Annotated in this window: 2 protein-coding genes and 3 pseudogenes; all 5 read left to right on the top strand. The window is 37.4% G+C overall.

Going from position 1 to position 2,771, the window contains the following annotated elements; genetic code table 11:
- Nucleotides 1–115: pseudogene (locus tag F6J99_RS43920) on the top strand (IS630 family transposase); the annotation flags it as partial.
- Between the two features lie 29 nt (nt 116–144).
- Nucleotides 145–1,395, top strand: a complete 1,251-nt coding sequence (ectB, locus tag F6J99_RS43915) for a diaminobutyrate--2-oxoglutarate transaminase (RefSeq protein WP_293123455.1) — start codon at nt 145–147, stop codon at nt 1,393–1,395.
- A 54-nt stretch (nt 1,396–1,449) separates the two neighbouring features.
- Nucleotides 1,450–1,683 (top strand): annotated as a pseudogene (locus F6J99_RS43910) (DUF4277 domain-containing protein).
- A 39-nt stretch (nt 1,684–1,722) separates the two neighbouring features.
- A pseudogene (locus F6J99_RS43905) lies at nt 1,723–1,985 on the top strand (IS1634 family transposase); the annotation flags it as partial.
- A 62-nt stretch (nt 1,986–2,047) separates the two neighbouring features.
- Nucleotides 2,048–2,446 (top strand): ectoine synthase, encoded by a 399-nt coding sequence (locus tag F6J99_RS43900; RefSeq protein ID WP_293123453.1) that lies wholly within the window; start codon nt 2,048–2,050, stop codon nt 2,444–2,446.
- The last annotated feature ends 325 nt before the right edge of the window (nt 2,447–2,771 follow it).

The following is a 2,771-nucleotide window of genomic DNA, read 5'->3' as shown; positions in this document are numbered from 1 at the left end:
AGCGAGGAATTATCCTCACTTGGTGGATGCAATTGATGAAGCTTTTGAGCAAGTCTCTCTGAAAGATATTAAAAATTGGTTTACCCATTGCTGTTATTGTACCTCATTAGAATAAAACGGGCTGTAAAAAAAAATTAATAACTCATGAATATTATAGAGTCTTTAGAGTCAAATGTTAGAAGTTATATTCGTTCTTTTCCTGCTGTTTTTGATATGGCTGAAGGTGCAGTAATTTATGATGAACAAGGAAATAAATATATTGATTTTTTTGCCGGAGCAGGGGTTTTGAATTATGGACATAATAATCCAAAAGTGATAAAGGCTTGGATAGACTATCTGCAAAACAATCGTATTGTACACTCACTAGACAAAGCAACTGTTGCCAAAAGGAATTTTCTGCAAAAGTTTTCAGATACTATTCTTGTACCCAAAAATCTTGAATATAAACTGCAATTTACTGGACCAACTGGTACTAATGCAGTTGAAGCAGCCTTGAAACTGGCTCGTATGGTCAAGAAGCGTTCTAATATCATTGCTTTTACCAATGGGTATCATGGTTTAACGATGGGATCACTTGCTATAACAGGCAATCAGTTTTATCATGATAAAGCTTATAGTCTCAGGATAAATGTAGATCATGTCCCTTTTGATGGCTATTTCGGCAAAGACGTTGACACGATTAACTATTTGCGAAAACTATTAATAGATCCCGGTAGTGGTATTGAGATACCCGCCGCAATAATTGTGGAAACTATACAGGGAGAAGGCGGTATTAATATTGCTAGTGAAACTTGGTTAAAAAAACTTCAGGCATTATGTCGTGAGTTTAATATATTATTTATTATTGACGATATACAAGTCGGTAATGGACGAACAGGTACCTTTTTTAGTTTTGAAAAAATTGGAATTCTGCCAGATATGATTTGTTTATCTAAATCCATTGGAGGTGGGCTACCAATGGCACTACTATTGATTCGTCCAGAACTTGATCAATGGCTTCCTGGAAAACATACAGGTACATTTAGAGGTAATAATTTGGCTTTTGTTGCTGCAACGGAGTTACTTGGTTATTGGGAAAACGATGATTTAACCAAGGCTGTTGAATATAAATCTAAGATTATTCAAAAATCATTACAAAAACTGGCTGATGAATTACCAGAATTACAAATGCAAGCTAGAGGTAGAGGTATGATTTGGGGACTAGAAATGCCGAAAGAAGGTTTTGCAAAACAAGTTTCAACCAGAGCATTTGAAAAAAAAATATTAGTGGAAACTTGTGGTAGCAACAGTCAAGTAGTTAAATTTTTACCGCCACTGATTATTGAAGAAGAGGTGTTAAATATAGGATTAAATAAATTATCAGAAGCGGTAAGAGAAGTTTTTGCTGAAAATTAGTCATACAACCCACATTCCGCAGGTTAGAGAGGATAACTATGGTATTTTCGAAGGATGAAACCAATAGCATCTTCAATTAGAGTACAAGATCTTGACCACTGTGGCATACTGGCAGGCATCATTGACCAGATGGGGCTAGTGGAACAAATTAACCAGGAGTTGGGAACCCACTCCCAAGAGAAGCTCAGTGCATAAGTAGCGGTAAAAGCCATGATTATCAATGGTAAGGGCTTAGTCAGCGCTCCACTATACCTATTTGAAAAATTCTTTGAATGGCATTGCCACTGAACATCTTCGTCGGAGAGGGGAGTGAACCACTGCTTCTCTTTGATGACCGTCTGTATTTATTGGTTTACACTCTCGCCCAAAGAGCCTTACGCCAAGCTCTCGCCCGGACTAAGCAAACTATTAACAACCAATTGGGTAAACCGACGGCTACCCCGACAATGGGGTGGGTATTTCAGTGCTTTCAGTCGATTCATTTAGTTATCCTAGGCGGAGTCGAGCAAATTGTCAACTTAACTCATGAGCATCACAGGATTCTTCAGTTTCTTGGTGCTCCCTGCCAAAAATATTATCTACTGGTGTAACAAACCTGCGGAATGTGGGATACAATATGTAGTAATTAGTATATGTAAATAAGAAATACTATATGATTGTACGTCGCTTAAAAGAAATTCTTGGAACAAAGCGGGAAGTTAAAGCACCAAATGGCAACTGGACAAGTCGTCGTTTTTTATTAAAAGATGACCAAGTTGGCTTTTCTCTACATGATACTTTAATTCATGCTGGAACAGAAACTTATATTTGGTATAAACATCATCTCGAAGCTGTTTATTGTGTAGCTGGAAATGGAGAAATAGAAGACATAGAAACAGGTGAAATACATCCTATTTCAGATGGTACTTTGTATTTTTTGAACAAGCACGAAAGACATTATTTAAGAGCAACAGAAACCATGCGTATGATATGTGTATTTAATCCTCCTTTGACTGGAGAAGAGGTACATAATAAAGAAGGTTTTTATGAAATAAATAGTGAGGAAAGCTAATAAAATAATCAACTCCAACAGAGACTTTTTGATAATTTATAGATAAATTATATTGGCTCTCCTAGGGTGGCTATGATAAATTTTTATAAAATAATCCCCATAGCCCTTACTAAGTAAGGTTTTGAGTAATTTAAAAATGCAATTTTCATAAAAGCGATGCAGCGCGGTCTTGGGGGTTGCCCCCATGAGCGACTGCATCCTTCACCATTGGTTGCGGTGGGTGAGAAGTGGCGTGGATGGGGTGAGTCTGTTTGGTTTTGGGTTGGTGGTTTACTTGGCTTTAATCCTACAGACAACAGAGGCTTACCCTTTCGGTCGGGTAGGG

The sequence above is a fragment of the Moorena sp. SIO4G3 genome (assembly GCF_010692305.1).
GTDB classification, from domain to species: domain Bacteria; phylum Cyanobacteriota; class Cyanobacteriia; order Cyanobacteriales; family Coleofasciculaceae; genus Moorena; species Moorena producens_A.
The sequence above is the reverse complement of the archived record's forward strand: the minus strand, read 5'-3'. Positions and strand labels throughout refer to the sequence as shown.

What these genes read in the sequence shown, in the direction of transcription:
- ectB (WP_293123455.1), top strand. Translation starts at nt 145, where the DNA reads ATGAATATTATAGAGTCTTTAGAGTCAAATGTTAGAAGTTATATTCGT.
- F6J99_RS43900 (WP_293123453.1), top strand. Translation starts at nt 2,048, where the DNA reads ATGATTGTACGTCGCTTAAAAGAAATTCTTGGAACAAAGCGGGAAGTT.